Raw genomic sequence first — 16221 nt, forward strand, 5'->3', positions numbered from 1 at the left:
CGGCTTCGGAAACTCGTTCAGAGATTGCTGTTGTACTATCTTGTATTTTCAATTACTACTTTCCATTGATCATTTTCTTTAATAACTGGAAGAGTTATATCTTCCGAAACATGTTCGTTCGAATAATGAAACGTAACACTCATTTTTTCATCTTCAATCTTTTTTAGCGATACGGAATCCATATCTATATCCATCTTTTGAGTACCAAAACTTTCGTACACTTTCTGTTTGTCTTTATCATTATCAAAGCGCTCATCAATTGTGTATTCAACCATAGTTGGAGTGTCACCGTTCTCAAGAGCTTCCAAATAGATTTGAACCGTTTCTTTTACTTCATTTTCCTCATTAACCGAAGCGTAAGTGTTGGAAGTCCAAATACCGCCAGTAACCACAACAGCCCCAAGCAGTAGGATTGCAGCAACTTTAGCAGACTTTTTCATGCTCTTACCTCCCAATTAACCAATGTGTTTATCTGTATATAATTACATGTTTTACCAGCGTGATAAATGGTACTAAAGAACCACTGACACCGAAAGCCGTTTTCACCGCTTATCATTGTAAATCCGCGTTTGGCTGGATGTCTCCATGCCCATCAAGCTAAGAACCTGCTTTTTGGAATCAAGTGATGAACACTCTTACTTTTTCATTCCGATTTCTTCTTTCGTGAAAGGTAATTTCCTTCGCTTGATGGGCATGGGGTCTGCTCACGATATAAAAAAAATAAGATATGAACCGAACCTTTTTCCGCTAAAGAGGCAATATAGTGTGTAAGCTGCTTATTCAGAGAACAAATAGAACAATCCGATTCACATTATTTACAACAAAAAAGGAGCGAAGTAATTATGAAAAAACGATTAATTGGTGGAATCGTTGCTACTGCGATTTTGATTCCAGCTGCAGCATTTGCGGCTTCTGCCGTGATTGACACGACTACAAGAACACCGATGACTTCTGAACAAGTCAAGGTGGATGAGGTTGGCAAATCAACGCTTGAGAAGCTGTATCTCGCATATCCTGAAACAAAATCGTTTGAGATTATCGATGCAAGCAACGCTCAAGGTGATGTATCCAAAGGGAACAGTGTAATCAACTTGAAGCAAACAAGTATCGTACTACAGGAAAAAGGAGGAACCGGCAAAAAGATTACCCTCCATACAAACGGTAGTACGAATGAGATTGAACACGTGATTCAAGAGAATTGGGAGCCTAAGGAGAAGTCACTCATTACTTTAACCGATCAGGAAATCAAGGCGAAGGTATCTGATCTTATTGATAAAATGTATGGCAACGTCGAAACGTACGAGGTTGCTATCGAGCAAATGGAGAATCCAAACCAAAAAACATGGATGTTGAATTACACCAATGAGATGTTCGATAAACCGGTCTACCAGGTTTTTGTTCATGACAATACCATTAGTCTTACTAAGATCGTAGGTATTCCTACAGCTGATACACCTTCTGATACACCTTCAAACATTAAAGTAGAGGGCCTATTCTCTATAAATGGTAAGCCTGATTATAGTGCTGATAACTTTTTAAACGATGAAAAACTGTTTGCTTTACTAAAAATCAGCCCGACAGAATTAAAACAAGAATTAGCAAAAGGTAAAACTGTTGTGGACATTGCAGCATCTAAAAATGTCACGAAACAACAAGTGCTTGATGTGATTGCAGAAACACAGGCTAGAGGACAACTTCAAGGTGATGGAGTACCGATCACCGAGCAATCACTGAAAGAAATGATGAAAGCAGTTGAACCAAAAGTCGTACACATAATTGAACACAAAACGGAAACGGAATGGTAGAAAAACAGAGTCAACTGGGTTACACAAGTAAAAGAGAAGAGGCGGGAGAACCGCCTCTTTTTTTATGGACTAATTTTTCAGAATTCAGGCCACAATAAGCCAGATATTCTAGCTTATTGGACTCGAAGGGTAACATACTTTACTGGACTTTCTTTTGAATCAAACGTAAATCTTAGTAGGTTTCCATTGTTTTCATATTCCAATATAAACGTATGATCACCTGAGTCATCCACAAACTCTCTAGAGGGTTCTCCTAAGTTTTTTTTGATTTCCTCAGGTTTTCCAGTCATTCCAACAGTCTTTGGTTCGGCATTCATTAGGAGCTTGTTGGCAAGGCAATGTCCAGCATACGCTCTATTTGCCGAAGTCCGAAAAAACAGGTAAGAAAAAGATGGCATACTTCGTCGTGTCCATCGACGACTATTCTCGCTACATCGTACATGGGCAGTTTTACCTTGAAGAGCGTGTCCCAAGATTAGAAGACTGCTTAAAGAAAGCGATCCTCAAATGATTTATGTCGACAATGGAGCAATCTATTCCTCCATCCATTTTGTACGCATTTGTGCTCGCCTTGGTACTTTTGTTGACCAGAGTTTTGTTCCAGAAGCCTATGACCTTATCGAACAGGGAAAAATTCAGACCTTGTAGGATTTGAACCGTTTTTTTACTGCATGGTTGGAAGTCGCTTACCATCAAAAAGTGCATAACAGTTTCAAACAGCGTCCGGCAGATCGTTACCTTAACGCAACGGATGAACGTCCGTTTTCACTTGAGTGGATTAGAAGTTCAGGAAACAAGAGACTATATTGAGCACCAGTTGGCCGTGGTAGGCAGCGAGCATCCCGTGTTCACCACAGAAGCAATGGACGAGATCCATGCCCATACAAGAGGAATTTCGAGAAAAATAAACAAAGTATGTACAGCTTGTTTGCTCGATGCCGTCTTGCGACGAAATAAATTGGTGGATGCCATGCACGTGTCTCAGATTTTAACGGAGTTTAAAGACTAAGGTATGGTTGAAGTACGGTACAATTCCACCAAAGAACGTTGAGTGGCAAGTAAGACACCCTATTTCTTGCTTAAAATAAAAGGGGAACATAAAAACATTTCTTTCTTAAATCATTCTAAAAACCTTTCAGTCTGATTACCTTGATCGCCTTATTATTCTGCTTTTGCCATTACATTGGTAGCATAAACTGATTTGTTATAGCCAACATGATTACGAATTAATGAACACTTTCCTTAAATGCTTTTATTCAAGATTTATAAATCAATAGGGCGCTCTTTCAACTTTGTACCACTCAGTTTTGCCCAATAAGGATATTAATTTGTCTCCATCTTCTTGTTTGTAGGAATCAAGATTAAAATGAGGAGTTATGTTGAATGGTTTGATGTAGTAACCCCCCTCTTTGGTTGCGGCGTACATTATATATTTGGCCTCTGCAGCACCTTCCTTCGTTCCATATTCAAACTGCAATATAGACAGGGAAGCAATGGTTCCTTCAAAGTCGCTTATTACCCCTTCATGTATCCAATTCAGGATTTTGTTTAAGTCCGGATCTTCGAAGTACTCAGCAATTAGTTCTGGTTGAGCTTTTATCGAGTCTTCACGATAGAGTTGTACCCATATTTCTTTTAGTTGTTCTTTTGGAAAAATAGATTTCAAATTTGTTTCACTCATCGGGGCATCAGTACGTTCGGAGCACCCCATGATCAACACCAAAAAAGAGATCACCCCAAAAAATAAGGTTATATATCGAGCATGAATCATATCTTACCCTCCTCTATGTGCGGAAGCAACCTTCACTCTTTAATGAAGGTTGCTTCCCAATTTTGTTATGTCCAATCTGTTCCCCAATATCCCTTAAATATTTGATAGAACAAATAGTTACCTCCACCGATTGTTGGGAGCAGATTAATGTCCAAAGAATGAGGTGTATATTTGTACAACGCCCAAGTTCCCCAGTTCTTTGTCCAGATGTAGTTTTTGTAGGTTACACCGTTTGAAGTAACAGTTTTGTTATAATTGATACCACTAAACAGGGCGGGTTGAGTAACAGGTGCTTGCGCCCAAAGGTCCTTGAACAGTTTTGTACCTTTGTCGATTTGAACATCAAAGCCGCTTGTGCCGTTGATATCACCACTGTCTGTTGCGCCATATCCCATAGCGTAATAGAAGCGACGGGATGAGTAGCTCACGGTACCGGGTGCGGCACTAACCAAACTAGACTCTTTTTGCAAGGCGGCAATGATGACTTTTGGATTCATAAAGTGGGTTGTAGCTGCTGTGGCAATTGCTTTCGAAGGGACAATTGTTCTACCTGTGTTATAAACATTACCACTAGAATCCTTTTTCCAGATTTGTACAGAAGATTTCAAGATGGAGTTTTTAGTCTCAAAAAATTGTTGAATTTCACTTTCACTCATTGAGTATGCGTAAGTAAAATAATCGGTGGAGGAATTGGGTCTAGAAACGGCAATATCATTCATTAAAACACCGTTTACGTAATAATTTTCATAACTAGTCGTACTAAGTGGGCTTAAGGACTCATCCAACTCTATCGCTTGTTGAATTTTTTCTTGATCCAATTTCTTTCTTTCTTCTGGTGTAATATCAGGAAATTTATATTGTTTAAATGAGAGACCGCGTCTGTAAATTTCTTTGTCATTCTCGTACTCAACAACTTCAACAAAATCGTCGTTAGCAATGTATATCTGTTTCTTGCCTTTGTTGTCCTTGGAAGATTTCATTTTGCCATTCTTATACTCATAGGTTACTTCAAGTCCATCAGCATGGAACTCGTTTTCAATTTTCCCGTTTTCATCATACAACATAATGTTTACATTTTTCTCTACGGCGTAATTTTCCAAATCCTCGATACTGGTGACCTCTTTTTTTGCCAATACGGTGTTAAATGTAGACAATGATGTGATAGATACGCCCAGAACCAAGGTAGCTAACAAATAGTTTTTAATTTTTTGAGTAAAAATCAAAAAACTCATCTCCCTTTTCCATTTTTTCAAAATACTGATAGCAACGACAATATAATAGATTTATTTACTAAATATGTAAAAGCAAATCTAGTAAAATGATTCATTTATCCTTACTTTTTCCATTAAACAGTAGGTAAACAATACCATAAGCTTATAACCTACCCCTCTTAATATTTTTCTTATATACCATTTTTCTATTTCTGCACGGTTTTATTAACCTTTTACCTATGCTAAATCCATTCTGAGCATCGTTAAATCATTGTAGATCAGTGTTTCTCTGTGTATTCACTCAATCATCGATTCATCATTATTGATTGAATTACCAAAATGTACTGATCCAACTGCTGACTTAATTCCACGACCTCATCATCCAAAAAATCATTCTTCTCTAAATACAATTGCACCAGCTGTCCACGCAATTGTTCCACAATGTTTTTCAAATGATTAATATCGTGATAGGTTACTCCTTCTCGATCTAGAGGTAACGTGATACATTTACTTATAGGAGCTGTCACTGCTCCTCCTGCGGGCGTTCCTTTAACCTGTCGAAGGGGTGGAACGCCCTTTTTAAATGCAATTGCTGGTATAAGTCTCACCCTCCTTACTTTACCACCGGATTATGCACTTGGTTTCAGTGGCACCCGTGGCTCCTCTTTTTAGAGCTGTTCTTAGATTTCTATTACTTCATGGAACATCAATATTCACCACCCCTTATTTTGAGATTTATTACATAATTAACCATAATTTGTTATGCGGGTTTTTACCAACTGCAAAAAATGGAATAAAAAAACATCCTGACAGAGGATGTTTCATCAATCTACGATATATTCACACTGACCTAACAGGATGCTAGCCGCCTAACTCGTTTTCGTTAGCTATTCGCTTATTCAAATTCCCTAACCATCCAAACAGGGCTATGTATGTAGGGATCTCGTCTTAAAATGAAGTTGTAGACACAAACAGTCTACAACTTCATTTTTGATAACCGGAATCTAATATTTCTCCTTTTTTCAGAAGAAACTGGCCATATTAAATTATGGCGTGCAAGACAAAGGGTGCACTTTTTGATTGGGCTATTGGTTCAGAATCTTACAAGTGCCCTTTTATTTTTCCAAATCTGGTTCGTCACTTTCTGCTAATTGAGGTGGCAACGGATCGTTTTTGTGATCCTCAATTTTTTCGAGTAAATTTTCCAAGGATGAAACTTTTTTATCTGCTTTTCCTTGAATAAACACTTTAGATTTCGAATCACTAACCTCATACTTTCCTTGGTAATTACCTAAGGTTATATAATGATCGGTTGAGCCATCTTTATTTTTCAGGGAGTCGTCTACAATTAAGAAAAGAACAACTTCTTCATCTTCTGTAAACGAAGCCTCATAGTCAGCTCTGATTACTGTATTATTTATCTCACCACCATACATCCGAACGACGACTATATCACCTTTTTCCTGGTTTCCTTTGAGAACTTCGTCTATTTCTACAGAAACATCTCTGTAGATCGAATCAGAAACCCCAATTTCTTCCGGTTGTCCACCATCTTCAGTATTCCATTTATCCTTATCAATATCAACGATAGTACCTTTAATAATCAACTGACTTCCGGCGGCTAACTCTTCGATACTATATCTAGGGACAAGTCCATGTCTGTTGATTTCAGTTACGTTTCCACTGACTAAACTTTGTGAATATATATTCAATCCGAACCCTAATGAAAAGCTGAAAGCTAATAGCCCGATAGCAATTGCTTTTTTATTAGTCATTCTTATCCCTCCTACCAGGAAATGGCATGGTAGCCATTTTCGTCGTCTTTACTAAGATTGTATCTAATTTCATTAGTTGATAATGATTCGTACATAACAGAGTCACCATATTTTAGCTTAGTTTCTTCATCTAGTCCCACAACATGCCCCATTTCATGTGCCATAATAGATTTCAAGTCAAAGCTTGATTTTGAAAGAGATGTAGAAGATATATTATGAGAGACATTAATCATAATATCTGCCTCCTTTTTTATTCCTGATTTATTACCCCAAGAAGGCGTTACTGTTTTAGATTTGTTAGTTTTCCCTATGCTAAGAAACTAAGCACTTTTAACTTGCGCGAAACCTAAATGTGCAGATGATGCAATTTTTGTACTTTGAGATAGTGTGGTAGATTTCAACACTTCTACAAATGTGATATAATTCCAATATAAGGAATTCGTTCTAAAAGGAGGGTTTTTCATTTGAGAATGATACTTTCAGCTATTTTGCTATTGTTCAGCTTGACCGCATGTTCATCTGGAATTTCAGAAGATGAGTTAAAAGAACAAACTAAGAAGCATTTGGTTGAATATACTAAAATTCTTTACGAAGTCAAAAAAGAAGAATATGTAAAAACCCCTGGAGATTTTACTGCATATATACCAGTGATCCAAGAAAAAGCAAAGCCCTATTTAACTAAAAAGGAAGAGCCTGAAAGTCTGATCAAATTAAATATTGGTTTTACAGCTGCTTATTTAGCTTATAACGATATATTTTTGAAGGTAGAAGATGTAAAAATTACAGACTTCAAGAGAGATGAAACCACCGGATCACTAAATATTAGTTATACAATATTTTTACAAGACTCTTCAAAAAGCGATGTTAAGCAACAATCAGGTAGGGTAACTTTAATACCTGAAAATGAAACTTTTAAAATTGATTATTATTGGGACGATATTAGAACAAAACAGTTTAAAAATTAATTCAATATTAATTCTTCGGAGAATATAAAGAGAAGTACTACATTTCACTGTAGCACTTCTCTATTTTGTTCATAAATTTACATGAAACTATGACCTGGAATCGTGTCGTCGGTAGTTGATTCAATATCACTTGGATCAACAAAGATTGTAATAATACCACTCATTCCCACACCATCCATGTAGTGGTTAGTTAAATAATCCATAACCGGTTCACCGAGTTGCGGAGCTCCACTGCAAGCAAACAAGTTTCCACATTTACATCTGTAATAACTCCAATGTGAATTGATTGTTTTGCCCGTGTTTTTGTTCTTAATGATAGCCCGCGAGACAATCTTCATTTTGTGAATCCCATACAAAGTGCAATCATCTACTCCCATAATTAAAACCTCCTTGTTAATAGTAGAGACAAAGTATTTTTATAGCTCTTCACCGTTAAACGTGCTTGATCTTCCTCTAACGTAGTTTTTCACTATTTTACATGGCTGGTTTACACTCCAGCCGAATTCGAATCTTGAATCGCTCAATGTTGCGATAGCCATAGGCTCGTCTCTTAATGACTTTCACTTTGTTGTGTGTCCCTTCAATCGGAGCATTCGTGACCCGAAACGAAAAATAATTCTGAATCGACTCGCGCCATTGGACAACCCTTTTTGCAATCGACCGAATGGCAGCGGTGGGGGAAGTGAGATGCTCAGCAATCCATTGTTGGAGTGCTTCTTTCCCTGATTCTTCTGTATGAGCTGCATACACCGTTCTCATGTGCTGAAGGGCGTTGTAAAGGCGTTCTGGATGGGGATCTTGGGCTAACCAGACTTTTAATTCGTCCTGTTCCTCAGCTTTCAGTTTATCAGGAGAGGTATGGAGCAGACGTTGTTCATGCCTCCCCCGGCGATGGGTTCCCCGCGAATGGGTACGTTTACAAGCAGCTTCTAGCGATTTGGAGAAGAGCTGAATGACAAGGGGTGGAACGCCCTTTTTAAATGCAATTGCTGCTATAAGTCTCACCCTCCTTACTTTACCACCGGATTACGCACTTGGTTTTAGTGGCTCCTGTGGCTCCTCTTTTTAGAGCTGTTCTTAGATTTCTATTGCTTCATGGAACATCAATATTCGCCACCCCTTATTTTGAGATTTATTACATAATTAACCATAAGTTGTTATGCGGGTTTTTACCGACTGCAAAAAATGGAATAAAAAAACATCCTGACAGAGGATGTTTCATCAATCTACGCTATATTTACTATGACCTAACAGGATACTAGCCACCTAACTCGTTTTGGTTACCTATTTGCTTATTCAAATTCCCTAACCATCCAAACAGTGCTATGTATGTAAGGGTTTCGTCGTGTCGATTCGTCAAATCCGCTAGAGAAAGGCAATATATCGTTTCTTCAATTCCTCTCTCTATCCTCCCTTTACCGAACTCATATAAAGCCATCTGATATCGAAACCGAAGATGTCGATCCAATCCAATTGCTTCTGTAAATTGATCGAAACTAGCAATTTGGGAGGCAAAGCGCTCTAAAATCTCATCCACGCAAAAATGGTAGGTGTTAGCGGATTTCATAATGGCATTTAAACCAGCAAGAACTTCATTGGTGGGAAGACTATCGAGATAGTCAGCGTACTCTTCAATGATGCTAGTATTGCCAGACAACACCTCCAATGTGTAGGAGTTCGCCTTTGCCCATACCTTGAATCTTTCTACCTCTTTACGTCCGTCTTCATCAAGTAATTCAAACCATCCTAAATCAGCGTAAACTTGCACATACTTCTTCGCCTCTTCATACAGTCCTTGCATTTCCAGTGAAACGCTCTTATATAAATGGCCCAATCCGTAATAATAGACGAGATGGCGCTCCGTTTTCAGAGATTCGCCTTTTTTGTTTCTTTTCATTCTGTCCAATTCATGCCTATAAACAGTGTCTGCCAGAAGCCTTAATTCGTCTGCGTACTGCTCTGATCTTTCCCACTTTTGCAAAGCGAAACAGATCTTCGCCAATTGGTATAAGGCGTCGAGTTGATAGTTTTCAGGAAGCCGGTTTCGGTAAGGAGAAAACCGAATAACATTCTCCCAATTTTCTTCTGCATTTGTCCCAAGTACAACACGAAATAACCGATACTGACTCATCACAAAGTGGTCAGAATAGCTATCTTTTTCATTCTCAATCACATATTTATAAAAGGGCACTGACTCTTTCAGTTGCCCTTTCTCATATAGCTGCTCTGCAAGGGCAAACAGAATTGAGATATTTTTCGCATTCTCCAGTAATATGGGCACAGCAGCCTCTATGCAATCCTTTCGCCCAACCTCCACGCATCGAGCCAAATACGGTATTAATCGTGGGCGCGATATTCTCTGCTCTGATAAACATTCTTCCGTATACAGTTCATACAACCAACCCGGATCTTGGTCAAATACCTTAGCTAGTACGTCTAACTGACCAATGGTAATTGCACGCGGCGGATTTCCATTGAGAATCTCACTCAAGCTTCCGGGGTTAATGCCCGTTAACTCACCCAGCTTGCTAAATGTATAACCGTGCTTTCTACGACATTTTTCGATTTCTGACCGCAGTGACCGACGCATTGTCTCTTGCGCCCCCTATATAGCATCATCCCCATGATTCTTACTTGATTTTTTATTTTTAATGAATTTAAGGGAACTAGCGGTTTCTACTAACCAAATAGAAAAATATCCTCTAATTCGGATATTTTTAGCCTAACATATATCCTCTCGCCTACTTTGTTGCTTGCTTATCCACTAACGACTTTGATACCCACACCCATAATTTGAACAAACCAGTGTAATTGTTATAGTCTTTAGTAATATCAGACAAAACAAGACATTGAAACGTTTCATTAAGCCCCTCTGCATACTTCTCTTTTTCTAGTAAGTATTTGGCCATTTCATTCCGAAACTGGATATGTTCACTCATACCGATAGCGTCTATGCGCCCCTTGAAATTATCTATATTTTCCGCAAACTTATCAAATACCGAATCAATGGAAAAACCATGTTCATTGGCCGCTTTCACAATCGTTACTAAACCGGAAAGTATTTCTTTTGGATGATCGTCCAGGAATTGAATATACTCAGGGATGGCGTCACCATCCCCCATCAGGATATTTAATGTGTACAAATTGGCTGTTGCCCATGTTCGAAATTTCTGCACCTCGATTTGTCCAACTTCATCCAAGAGTTCAAACCAGCTTAAATCAGCATATCCTTCAACATATCGCTTCGCTTCTTCATACAACTCCTGTTTTTCTAATGCTATACTTTTAATGAGAAATGATTGTCCATAGTACACAACCAGATGACGTTCTGTTGCTAACAATTCACTGGGTATGTTGCTTTTTCGCCTCCGCAACTCATCCTCATAGATAATTGTGGACAATTCTCTTAATTCATCTGCATAATGCTCCATTTGCCTCCACTTATGCAGCGTATAACAAACATTGGCCAATTGCAGAAGAGCATCCAACTGGATATTTTCCGGCAAGCGCCTTCGATACGGATCAAATCGAATAACTGCTTTCCAATTTTCTTCAAAATTCGTTCCTTGTACGACTATTCGAAAGAGCCTGTACTGACTCATCACAAAGTGGTCAGAAAAGCTATCTTTCTCATTCTCAATGACATATTCATAAAAGGACACCGATTCTTTCAGTTGCCCTTTCTCATATAGCTGTTCTGCAAGTGCAAACAGAATTGAGATATTTTTCGGATTCTCCAGCAATATGGGAACAGCAGCCTCTATGCAATCCTTTCTCCCAACCTCCACGCATCGAGCCAAATAAGGAATTAATCGTGGACGCGATATTCTCTGCTCCGATAAACATTCTTCTGTATACAATTCATATAACCAACCCTGCTCACGTCCAAATACCTTAGCGAACGCATCTAATTGCCCTATGGTCATAGCCCGCGGGGGATTTCCATTTAATATCTCACTCAAGCTACCGGGGTTAATGCCCGTTAATTCACCCAGTTTGCTTAATGTATAACCGTGCTTTCTCCGACATTGTTCGATTTCTGACCGCAGTGACTGATACAATGTCCCTTGCAGCCCTACCATAAAGGTTCATCCCTTCGCTTTTACTTTATTTCACAATTTTTATTTTTTTGAAATACACTACTTTACCTTCCTAACATTTTCGTCATCAAGTTCATAACTTTTTGACCTAGGAGTCAGCAGATACCCGGACAATGGGTTAACGGAAGGGTTTTTGGGGGCCTTGAAGTGTTAGAAGAAATGACCTGATCTTTACTTTTCCGTTTTCAGTCTGTTTTGTGCAATGACAATATATTTATCCAATTGTTGGCTTACAGCCAAAACCTTATCATGTGAAAGACCATACTTTCCTGCCAACTCCATCATTTCCCGTCGTAGCTGTTCGATTCTATTATCCAACTCTAAATGGCAACCGATTTCCTTTACCATACCCCGGATCGTACACTTACTTTTAGGGGCTGATGCTGCGCCTCTTTTGAGGGAGTTTCCAGAGTGAAAAGAAACATCCCTATCTAAAATATTTGCGATAGCAGTAATGTCCAACGCCCCCTCTCTTTTACAATTTATTACATATATTTACTATACAGGGATGTGCAGAAATTCACCGATTAAGAAAAATTGAATAGAAAAAAACATCCCATTTAGGGATGCTTTTAGGAATGCAGAAACTAAAATAACAAATCTATGGCTGCAATTTCTCTAGCCATCACTTCCATGCTGATATGCCTTAGCCTTAATTAGACCATCATGGATTGGTTCAAAAGGTATACCGCCAATTAATCCAATCGTTAGTAAAAATGCAAGAATAAGAGCCTTCATTCTCCCATCCCCCTTTTTCTAATTTGTAGCCTCTTTCATGCAATGGTCAGGATTTATAATTAAGCCCTAGGCATCGTTGCCATGCATTAAAATAACCAAATAAATGGCTGTTATATAGTCGCTTCATTTTACCTATTTTGAAAAAGAAGATTAGCAACCATTCCCGTTACAATTCCTTGGTATTGTTCCTCTTGTGCTGTTGATGCGTATTGACGGTGCTCTTCAAATAAAGCTACGCATTTAAGAGCATCTTGATATCTGTTCATTGAGTCAGCTAGAGAAAGGCAGCACAAGGTTTCTTCAATCCCTTTCTCTATACGTCCTTTATTAAATTCATAAATGGCAGTTTGAGACCGGAACTGGAGTTGCCTGTCCAATCCAATTGCTTCGGTAAATTGATCAAAAGTAGCAATATGCGAAGAAAAACGTTTAAGTATTTCATCCACACAAAAATGGTAGGTATTCGCCGATTTCATAATGGAAATTAACCCCGCGAGTATTTCATTCGTTGGAAGACTATCAAGATAGTCTGTATACTCTTCTATGATGCTTGTATTGCCACCCAATACTTCTAACGTGTACATGTTAGCCTTCGCCCAGACGCTGAATTTCTCAACCTCTTTGTATCCAACTTCATCAAGCAGTTCAAACCAACTTAGATCTGCATAGCCTTGTACATACGTTTTTGCTTGTTCGTATAGCCCTTGCATCTCCAATGCCAAACCTTTAAATAAATGTCCCATACCATAATAAAAGACGAAATGACGTTCTGTTTCCAGAGGTTCGCTTTTTTTGTTTCTTTTCAACCTATCCAACTCATGTATGTAAATCGTTTCTGCAAGAAACCGTAATTCATCTGCATACTGCTCTGATTTCTTCCATTTCTGCAAAGCGAAACAAACTCGCGTTAATTGAAATAAGGCATCCAACTGATAGTTTTCAGGAAGCCTATTCCGATAAGGGGAAAACCGAATAACTGCCTCCCCATTTTCTTCTGAATTGGTCCCGAGTGCAGCTCGAAATAATCGATACTGACTCATTACGAATTGGTCAGAATGTCCATCCTTCTCACTATCAACAACAGCCTGATAAAAAGGTACGGACTCTTTTTGTTTCCCGCTTTCATATAGCTGTTCCGCCACTAAAAAGAGGGTCGAGATATTCTTTGGATTCTCCAACAATTTAGGAACAACCTCGTCTATACAATCCTGCCGCCCAACCTCCGCGCATCGTATCAAATAAGGGATCAACCGAGGCCGCGATATTCTGCCCTCTGATATGCATTCTTCCGTATACAATTCGTACAACCAACCTGGCTCGCGTCCAAAGACCGCCGCTAGCGCATCTAATTGACCAATGGTCATAGCCCGCGGTGGATTTCCGTTCAGAATTTCGCTCAAACTCCCATGGTTGATGCCCGTTAATTCACCTAATTTACTCAAGGTATAGCCGCACTCTCTACGGTGTCTTTCAATCTCTGACCGCAGCGACCAGTGCATCGTCCCTTGCAGCCCCCCCATAAAGAATCATCCCCTAATTTTTTCCTTTATTTTACAATAAAATTAGTTTTATTGGAAGTTTTAGTTTTATATTTTTTAACATTTCAGTAAACTAGTTCGTCACTTTTCGCACAATTCCTCCAATGTCTTGCGAATACAGCCTCGTAGGAAGAAGCGGATTTCCAGTCCTAGCGCCTCTGGAGCCCTCCCCAGCTCCGAAATAAATAGCGGGGGTTTTCAGCTTCAACCTCTGAAAAAACATCCTCGAAACTCTACTTTTGAAGCGCTCCCGCTATTTATTTCGGAGCGAACAGAACCCGCCCTCAGCAGGGCGTAGGCCGAAGCGTAGACTGGAAATCCGCTTCTTCCCTCCACTACGGCTACTCTATCCACATTGTAAAAAAAGCTCCGCCAATACATCTGGCGAAGCTTTCCTTTTCATTCTTTGCTTATTGCATAGCTACTTTCATAACCGCCCGAACGGAATCTGCGGATTTATCCAAGGCTGCTTTCTCAGCAGGAGTCAGATCCAGCTCGATGACTTGCTCGATACCATTTCCGCCCAAGAGAGTTGGTACGCCCAGGTAGATATCGTTGTAGCCATACTCGCCTTGGAGCAAAGCGATGGATGGCAGGATGCGCTTCTTGTCTTTCAAGATCGCTTCTGCCATTTCTACCAGAGCTGCCGCAGGTGCATAGTAAGCGGAACCGTTGCCCAAGAGAGCTACGATCTCGCCGCCGCCTTTGCGTGTACGCTCGACGATGGCATCCAGACGATCTTGTGGGATCAATTTTTCGAGTGGGATACCACCAGCGTAGGAGTAACGCAAGAGTGGCACCATATCGTCACCGTGACCGCCCAATACGAAGCCCGATACGTCATTTACAGATACATTCAGTTCCATCGCTACGAAAGTACGGAAGCGAGCTGTATCCAGTACGCCGGATTGACCGATTACGCGGTGTTTCGGGAAGCCGGACGTTTTGTAGAATGTATAGGTCATCGCATCTACCGGGTTGGACAGGATGAGTACGATGGAGTTTGGTGCATATGTTTTCACTTGCTCAGCAACCGAGCGCATGATGGCTGCATTCGTTGCTACCAAGTCGTCGCGGGACATGCCTGGCTTGCGGGCAATCCCTGCTGTAATAATTACGATATCGGAGCCTTCGATGTCTTTGTAGTCAGAAGTACCTGTGATGCTAGCATCGAAGCCGAGAACGGGGGAAGCTTCCATCATGTCGAGTGCTTTACCCTTCGTTGGGTTTTCCAATTGAGGGATATCGACCAAAACGATGTCAGCCAGCTCTTTTTGCGCCATGATGAACGCAGTTGTCGCTCCAGTAAAACCACTACCGATTACGGCTACTTTTTTTCTGCGAAATGTCATGCTGAATCCTCCTCGTCATGTTACAAGACTAGTTTTACACCACTTGCTTTTTGCTCCAGCATTTTGGAGAGGATTGTCCCAATGTGGGCCCCCGCCTCAACCGGAGATGTACCTTGACGATGAATATTCGAGATCACTGTACGCTCTGATTCTACCATACCTTTGCGTGGACGGTAGCACATGTACGCACTCATGGAATGTGCCGTAACCAATCCTGGACGTTCTCCGATCAGGAGTACCAATACTTCTGGCTCCAAAATCTCGCCGACGTGATCCATGCTGGCTACGCGTCCGCCTTTGATAAAAAACGGAGTGCCGCAGGTCAGTCCGTAGCTTTTCAGAGAGTCCATCAGGGATGGAAGCACGTCTTTCAGGTTTGCATCCACCGCAGCGGCACTCAAGCCGTCTGAAACGACGATTTGTACCTGCGGTTTCTTTTGGCCGCGCTCTTGCAGCAAGCGCACGCCTTCCTCGGTGAGGACGCGCCCCATATCCGGGCGCTTTAGATAGTTTTCGGTGTTGTCATACTGTGTCTCCACTGTGAACAAGGAAAACTGATCGAGCACCGCTTGACTGACTTCACCATATACAGCATCTACAGCCGCAGCATGGTCGCGACGCAGTTCAAGCATCGTCTTGGTCAAAGGTCTCACACCTGCACGCCAAACTCCGATGCGCGCTGGCGTACTGGACAGCAGTTCATCCAAGCCTTCCTTGTACTTCGGATTCGGTACATGCGATGTTCTCTCTGGTTCTTTCGATGGAGCAAGCTGCTCATTCACCGCTGGAGCTTGCGTCGGAGCCGTCGTCGCATTCGCTACCGAATCTGCCTTTGGCTCCGATCTCAGTTGGATCAAGCCTGTCTCTGCTTTTGGTGACGGAGCTTGTTCGCTAACCTCACCCAGCTTCTTTTGCAGTTCTGCTACTACTTTATCTACCAAGAAATCTAATTGTTGTTCCATCCGT

The 16221-nt window shown here is 40.5% G+C and carries 15 protein-coding genes and 1 pseudogene; 2 read left to right on the forward strand and 14 right to left on the reverse strand.

The features are described 5' to 3' along the window. Positions 1 to 35: 35 nt before the first annotated feature. Entirely contained in the window at positions 36 to 440 is a 405-nt protein-coding gene (locus EL268_RS30430; protein ID WP_106654892.1) for an Rv0361 family membrane protein, read from the reverse strand. Between the two features lie 402 nt (positions 441 to 842). Between EL268_RS30430 and EL268_RS30435 the strand changes: the two genes are divergently transcribed. Then, the gene (locus EL268_RS30435; RefSeq protein WP_106654893.1) at positions 843 to 1805 is read left to right on the forward strand and encodes a hypothetical protein; all 963 of its coding nucleotides are present in this window, start codon (positions 843 to 845) and stop codon (positions 1803 to 1805) included. Positions 1806 to 3075: 1270 nt separating this feature from the next. On the opposite strand, the gene EL268_RS30450 is transcribed toward EL268_RS30435, so the two are convergent. The 5 genes from EL268_RS30450 to EL268_RS30470 form a co-directional block, all read right to left on the reverse strand. After that, on the reverse strand, positions 3076 to 3576 hold the full coding sequence (locus EL268_RS30450; RefSeq protein WP_106654889.1) for a hypothetical protein: 501 nt from the start codon (positions 3574 to 3576) through the stop codon (positions 3076 to 3078). Between the two features lie 65 nt (positions 3577 to 3641). Continuing rightward, entirely contained in the window at positions 3642 to 4799 is a 1158-nt protein-coding gene (locus EL268_RS30455) for a hypothetical protein (protein ID WP_232030172.1), read from the reverse strand. Positions 4800 to 5092: 293 nt separating this feature from the next. Then, positions 5093 to 5239 (reverse strand): aspartyl-phosphate phosphatase Spo0E family protein, encoded by a 147-nt coding sequence (locus EL268_RS33550; protein ID WP_232030174.1) that lies wholly within the window; start codon positions 5237 to 5239, stop codon positions 5093 to 5095. A gap of 663 nt (positions 5240 to 5902) precedes the next feature. After that, the gene (locus EL268_RS30465) at positions 5903 to 6562 is read right to left on the reverse strand and encodes a hypothetical protein (RefSeq protein WP_106654896.1); all 660 of its coding nucleotides are present in this window, start codon (positions 6560 to 6562) and stop codon (positions 5903 to 5905) included. 11 nt (positions 6563 to 6573) lie between these two features. Then, positions 6574 to 6873, reverse strand: coding sequence for a matrixin family metalloprotease (locus EL268_RS30470; RefSeq protein WP_331251427.1), 300 nt, complete (start codon positions 6871 to 6873; stop codon positions 6574 to 6576). A gap of 153 nt (positions 6874 to 7026) precedes the next feature. On the opposite strand from EL268_RS30470, the gene EL268_RS30475 reads away from it, so the two are divergent. Continuing rightward, a complete protein-coding gene (locus tag EL268_RS30475) occupies positions 7027 to 7527 on the forward strand; it encodes a hypothetical protein (protein WP_069849758.1) in 501 nt (166 codons plus the stop codon). A gap of 77 nt (positions 7528 to 7604) precedes the next feature. Here the strand turns inward: EL268_RS30475 and EL268_RS30480 are convergent, their stop codons facing one another. The 8 genes and pseudogenes from EL268_RS30480 to eutC form a co-directional block, all read right to left on the reverse strand. Next, positions 7605 to 7904 (reverse strand): hypothetical protein, encoded by a 300-nt coding sequence (locus tag EL268_RS30480; RefSeq protein ID WP_069849760.1) that lies wholly within the window; start codon positions 7902 to 7904, stop codon positions 7605 to 7607. A 97-nt stretch (positions 7905 to 8001) separates the two neighbouring features. After that, positions 8002 to 8484 (reverse strand): annotated as a pseudogene (locus EL268_RS30485) (ISL3 family transposase); the annotation flags it as partial. Positions 8485 to 8785: 301 nt separating this feature from the next. Beyond that, on the reverse strand, positions 8786 to 10117 hold the full coding sequence (locus EL268_RS30490) for a helix-turn-helix domain-containing protein (protein ID WP_106654898.1): 1332 nt from the start codon (positions 10115 to 10117) through the stop codon (positions 8786 to 8788). Between the two features lie 151 nt (positions 10118 to 10268). Then, the gene (locus tag EL268_RS30495) at positions 10269 to 11609 is read right to left on the reverse strand and encodes a helix-turn-helix domain-containing protein (protein WP_106654899.1); all 1341 of its coding nucleotides are present in this window, start codon (positions 11607 to 11609) and stop codon (positions 10269 to 10271) included. A 189-nt stretch (positions 11610 to 11798) separates the two neighbouring features. Further along, the gene (locus EL268_RS30500) at positions 11799 to 12089 is read right to left on the reverse strand and encodes an aspartyl-phosphate phosphatase Spo0E family protein (RefSeq protein WP_106654900.1); all 291 of its coding nucleotides are present in this window, start codon (positions 12087 to 12089) and stop codon (positions 11799 to 11801) included. Positions 12090 to 12493: 404 nt separating this feature from the next. Beyond that, the gene (locus EL268_RS30505) at positions 12494 to 13885 is read right to left on the reverse strand and encodes a helix-turn-helix domain-containing protein (RefSeq protein ID WP_106654901.1); all 1392 of its coding nucleotides are present in this window, start codon (positions 13883 to 13885) and stop codon (positions 12494 to 12496) included. Between the two features lie 428 nt (positions 13886 to 14313). Continuing rightward, positions 14314 to 15255, reverse strand: a complete 942-nt coding sequence (gene mdh / locus EL268_RS30510; RefSeq protein WP_106654902.1) for a malate dehydrogenase — start codon at positions 15253 to 15255, stop codon at positions 14314 to 14316. 20 nt (positions 15256 to 15275) lie between these two features. Continuing rightward, positions 15276 to 16217, reverse strand: coding sequence for an ethanolamine ammonia-lyase subunit EutC (gene eutC / locus EL268_RS30515; RefSeq protein WP_106654903.1), 942 nt, complete (start codon positions 16215 to 16217; stop codon positions 15276 to 15278). Between the last annotated feature and the right edge of the window lie 4 nt (positions 16218 to 16221).

Origin of the sequence: Brevibacillus brevis, from assembly GCF_900637055.1 — a bacterium.
Lineage (GTDB): Bacteria > Bacillota > Bacilli > Brevibacillales > Brevibacillaceae > Brevibacillus > Brevibacillus brevis.

Bases quoted from the DNA above. Each gene is read 5' to 3' on its own strand.
- mdh (WP_106654902.1), bottom strand. From the start codon at position 15,255: ATGACATTTCGCAGAAAAAAAGTAGCCGTAATCGGTAGTGGTTTTACT.
- EL268_RS30495 (WP_106654899.1), bottom strand. From the start codon at position 11,609: ATGGTAGGGCTGCAAGGGACATTGTATCAGTCACTGCGGTCAGAAATC.
- EL268_RS30430 (WP_106654892.1), bottom strand. From the start codon at position 440: ATGAAAAAGTCTGCTAAAGTTGCTGCAATCCTACTGCTTGGGGCTGTT.
- EL268_RS30435 (WP_106654893.1), top strand. From the start codon at position 843: ATGAAAAAACGATTAATTGGTGGAATCGTTGCTACTGCGATTTTGATT.
- EL268_RS30450 (WP_106654889.1), bottom strand. From the start codon at position 3,576: ATGATTCATGCTCGATATATAACCTTATTTTTTGGGGTGATCTCTTTT.
- EL268_RS30505 (WP_106654901.1), bottom strand. From the start codon at position 13,885: ATGGGGGGGCTGCAAGGGACGATGCACTGGTCGCTGCGGTCAGAGATT.
- EL268_RS30465 (WP_106654896.1), bottom strand. From the start codon at position 6,562: ATGACTAATAAAAAAGCAATTGCTATCGGGCTATTAGCTTTCAGCTTT.
- EL268_RS30490 (WP_106654898.1), bottom strand. From the start codon at position 10,117: ATGCGTCGGTCACTGCGGTCAGAAATCGAAAAATGTCGTAGAAAGCAC.
- eutC (WP_106654903.1), bottom strand. From the start codon at position 16,217: ATGGAACAACAATTAGATTTCTTGGTAGATAAAGTAGTAGCAGAACTG.
- EL268_RS30480 (WP_069849760.1), bottom strand. From the start codon at position 7,904: ATGGGAGTAGATGATTGCACTTTGTATGGGATTCACAAAATGAAGATT.